Source organism: Acinetobacter higginsii (assembly GCF_000369525.1).
GTDB classification, from domain to species: Bacteria; Pseudomonadota; Gammaproteobacteria; order Pseudomonadales; family Moraxellaceae; genus Acinetobacter; species Acinetobacter higginsii.
The window spans coordinates 1-3,657 of sequence record NZ_KB850077.1; the positions used below are offsets into that span (position 1 = coordinate 1).

The 3,657-nt window shown below is 31.1% G+C and carries 7 protein-coding genes and 1 pseudogene; 5 read left to right on the forward strand and 3 right to left on the reverse strand.

The window, feature by feature from the left end; translation table 11 throughout:
* The 3 genes and pseudogenes from F902_RS22525 to F902_RS21610 form a co-directional block, all read left to right on the forward strand.
* Window positions 1-69 (forward strand): annotated as a pseudogene (locus F902_RS22525) (BrnA antitoxin family protein); the annotation flags it as partial.
* A gap of 150 nt (window positions 70-219) precedes the next feature.
* Window positions 220-624: a hypothetical protein gene (locus F902_RS21605; protein WP_005207176.1), complete on the forward strand. Its 405-nt coding sequence runs from the start codon at window positions 220-222 to the stop codon at window positions 622-624.
* 1 nt (window position 625) lies between these two features.
* On the forward strand, window positions 626-1,339 hold the full coding sequence (locus F902_RS21610) for a hypothetical protein (protein ID WP_227501383.1): 714 nt from the start codon (window positions 626-628) through the stop codon (window positions 1,337-1,339).
* Window positions 1,340-1,390: 51 nt separating this feature from the next.
* On the opposite strand, the gene F902_RS21615 is transcribed toward F902_RS21610, so the two are convergent.
* A complete protein-coding gene (locus tag F902_RS21615; protein ID WP_005207180.1) occupies window positions 1,391-2,122 on the reverse strand; it encodes a hypothetical protein in 732 nt (243 codons plus the stop codon).
* A 16-nt stretch (window positions 2,123-2,138) separates the two neighbouring features.
* On the reverse strand, window positions 2,139-2,405 hold the full coding sequence (locus F902_RS21620) for a hypothetical protein (RefSeq protein ID WP_227501382.1): 267 nt from the start codon (window positions 2,403-2,405) through the stop codon (window positions 2,139-2,141).
* A gap of 210 nt (window positions 2,406-2,615) precedes the next feature.
* On the opposite strand from F902_RS21620, the gene F902_RS21625 reads away from it, so the two are divergent.
* Window positions 2,616-3,032, forward strand: a complete 417-nt coding sequence (locus tag F902_RS21625; RefSeq protein ID WP_005207185.1) for a helix-turn-helix domain-containing protein — start codon at window positions 2,616-2,618, stop codon at window positions 3,030-3,032.
* Between the two features lie 63 nt (window positions 3,033-3,095).
* Here F902_RS21625 and F902_RS21630 read toward each other — a convergent pair whose 3' ends face one another.
* Window positions 3,096-3,329 (reverse strand): helix-turn-helix domain-containing protein, encoded by a 234-nt coding sequence (locus F902_RS21630; RefSeq protein ID WP_004762682.1) that lies wholly within the window; start codon window positions 3,327-3,329, stop codon window positions 3,096-3,098.
* A gap of 147 nt (window positions 3,330-3,476) precedes the next feature.
* Between F902_RS21630 and F902_RS22825 the strand changes: the two genes are divergently transcribed.
* Window positions 3,477-3,657, forward strand: a 181-nt coding sequence (locus F902_RS22825; RefSeq protein ID WP_005207186.1) for a hypothetical protein, incomplete at its 3' end; no start/stop codon positions are given.

Below are 3,657 nucleotides of genomic sequence, written 5' to 3' on the forward strand. Positions count from 1 at the left end.
GGTTATCAGACACGCATGAATGAAATCTTGCGGGATGCCATGCTAAAAGAATTAAAAAATCATCAATAAAAATGGGAGCTTAGGCTCCCATTTTTGACTGCGTATAACGTGTATTATGTTAATTTTAGAAAAAGTACATATTAAAAATATAGACTAACCTATTTTCTAAAAATATATTAAATATACACATATATTCATGAATACCAAATTGAGCTAGATATGGATTGGAAAGATCTTAAAGAAATAAGAAAAAATACTTTTGATAAGCAGGATTTTAAAATATCCCTGCTTCAAGACATAGAGAAAAAAATTGATGAAAAATCAGAAAATATCAAAGATACCATAAACTTAGTTCAACATCTAAAGGTACTTTTTTCAGAAGATAACGCTACCTTTTTTATTTCAGAAGATTCTAAATACATTTTTTTTCTCACTCAAATAGAAGGTACTTCTCAAAGAGAAGCATTAAAAATAACTAGAAAACTATATTCAAATGCAGATGAAGCAAAGAAGTGGAGAAACGATATTCTTCAATATATTCATCCGGATAGATCTAATCATCCTTTAGCCAAACAAGCTTGCCAAAAATTAGAAGAATTCTATGGAGATATGACTCGTGGCTAATATGATCGATTACAGACTAACTCCACTAGGGAGTTTATTAGAAGAAATTAAATATGATAATCAACTAGTTAAAAAAAGAGTAGCGACAGAAATTATGAATGCCTGGAATACAGGTTCTCATATCGACAGGATGGGCCGTCTATGGGTGAACGATGTATCTTTACCTTCCATTTTAAGAACATCTTATGCAAACGTTAGATATAGTATTGCTGGCCTAAATAGAGAAGAAGTGTACCGAGATCATGATAATGTTTATGTAAGAGGGGATGCTGTTCAGCAAATGATCAGCTATAACTTACAAAATGCCGGATTAATTAGGCGAGAACATTATTTACGTCTTTCAGAAATTTATCTAATAGCGGCAAGAGATTCAGATTTTGCACGTACTATTAGAGCTGAGGCCTATGAAAACCTTAATCAACAAAAGAAAAAACTTAAGCGACAACGCTTAAATTCTATAGGCCATTTTAGGGATGAGCTTACTAATTATACATATTTATCTGATACTGAGTTTTCTCATATTCGCTCAGTTGCACTATATCCAGAGCTAGCTCTTTTTATTGAAAATGGTTTAATTGTGCATACAAGCACTCATAGAATAATAACTAATGCTAGAGTTAATGATGAAAATGAACTCTATGATGTATGTAGGGAAAATCAATGGAATACTGATTGGTATGACACATTCAAAAACTTCATAAATTTTGTCTATTAGCTATCATATTAATATGTAAGATGATAGCTCTAATCTTAGAAATGATGTGCTTTAAGACAATGTAGAATTATCTACAACTAAGACAATATTATGAAATTGGACGTCTGTCCTGACACACATATCCTGTCTTAAATGTTTTTCCTTTTGCATTGGAAAGTTAAATGGCACCGACCATGGCTTAATAGGAGCTGGATCCAACTTATGATCAATCTCACCTATGAATTTATGCTCTACGCAATCGTAAACTTTAATAATTCCCCATTTAAGAATACTTAAGGCCCATAACATATGCCCCATATAAGTTTGAGTATTATCACAAACTAAGACACCGTATTTAGTAGCTAGGTATTTGTATATAAAAGGGCTGATACCAAATTGTTGATATGATTCAGATAGATAGGCACCTTTTATTTGTTTACCAATTTTCGATTCTGTATCTTTAATTTCGAAATCTTTAAATGAATAGCGACCTATCAAAGTTTCACTTTCTATTTCGAAAGCTTCTAGTGCTTTACTTGCAGCTTCATAAGGATTATCAAAGTCCTCTGCAACAGCACATACTCCATCTAAGGCCATCTCATTGAAATAACATGAGAATAACTCTATACAACCAGCATACTCACTACCATTATTAGCCTTAAGCTCTTGAATTTTAAAAATATTTCCATAAGTTTGGTTATAGAAATACCTAACTTCATTTGGGCTTTGATAATTAAAATTGGCAGGTAAATCATGAAGAGGCTTTTGATAATCATCTTCAAGTAAGATATGAGGTGGAGACACTGTTATCCTTTGTTTCTTATGAAGTTAGTAAAGATCTTCTATTAATAATAGCATTAATTTTATCTTCTAAAATCTTTTCATAAGAAGCTAATTCAGGATACTGCTTAGAGGCTTTAATGTTAAATCTTAAACGCTCATTTCTTTCTTGTATTTCAGAAACAACTTTTACATCTTCCCAATCTTTTTTGTTATTCACTACATCTTTAAAGATGAGTATATAGTGATTATTTCTTTCTCTATGTGAAAGTCTACGTAATTCAAAATCTTGCTTAATTTCAGGCATAGTAAATCTCTGAACTAGATCAGTACTATTTCTAAGGGTTTGAACAGTCCTAGTGAACATTTTCACACCTAAATACCTAAAAAATTAAATTAAATTAAAAATATATACCAACAGGTTATAAGACAAATATGTCACTATCAACTACGACAAAATTGGCGTACTATATATATATTAATTTATATATATATATGAATAGGTTTTTAAAAATTTATGTTAAATTTTGAATTAAAAGAAAAATGGGGAGAAAATTCTCTAATATTAGGTTTCACTCAGGTACCAACCACCCTTATTTATGCACAAAAGGAATTAGGACTATCATCTATAGAAATTAATATTTTACTCAATCTATTAACTCACTGGTGGAAGAAAGAAGAGTTTCCTTATCCCTCTCAAGCAGGAATAGCACATCGAATGGGTGTTTCTACTAGAACAGTCCAAAGAACATTAGCAGGTCTTGAAACAAAAGGACTGATAGTCCGTAATAAGACATCAAGGGAAAATAATAAATATAAAGGAAGAAGTATCTACGATTTATCGCCCTTGGTAAAAATTCTTGAAGAAAAATCGCCTGAATTAGATATTGTTAAGAAAAATAAAAAGCATAGAAAATTAGCGAAATCGATTTAACATAAAATCTCATCTACGAAATGCAGCTGTTAGAACCCAATTAAATCTTTAATTGGGTTAACGTCAAATACTATCTTGATCACGGAAAGCCCGAACTCTCTCAAAAATCGGATAAAAGTCCAGACCATCATCCTTCATATCTGAAATTACGATTGCAATCACTGCAATGCTAGTGGGCACTTTACCGTTCTTTTTATAGTTGGTAATTGAATTCGCATTCATATCTAAAAGTGCTGCAAATTCTTTAATAGAAAGGCCAGACTTACCTATAAGTCTTTGAAATTCTTCGTAAGGCATAGTTTAAAAAGCAGAATTGTTTTGATAGAAAAGTATAGCACAGATTATTTATTTACATTTAAACACATAAATAATGTTATTGACACATTATTTATGTGTTTAAATACTCTTATCAAGCAATTTTACTCTTTTGATAGGACTTGTTTTATGAACCATTTCGTACAGCCCAAGCTTCTTATTTCTTCTCAAGCAAAAAAGATTGGATTGACATTAATTAATGATCTTGAACTTTGCATAACAGCACGATTGGCTTTTTATCTGGATGTAAATCCTTGCTATGACGGCCATGAAGCAACATTCATTTGGACCGAATATTTTTTACAAGATC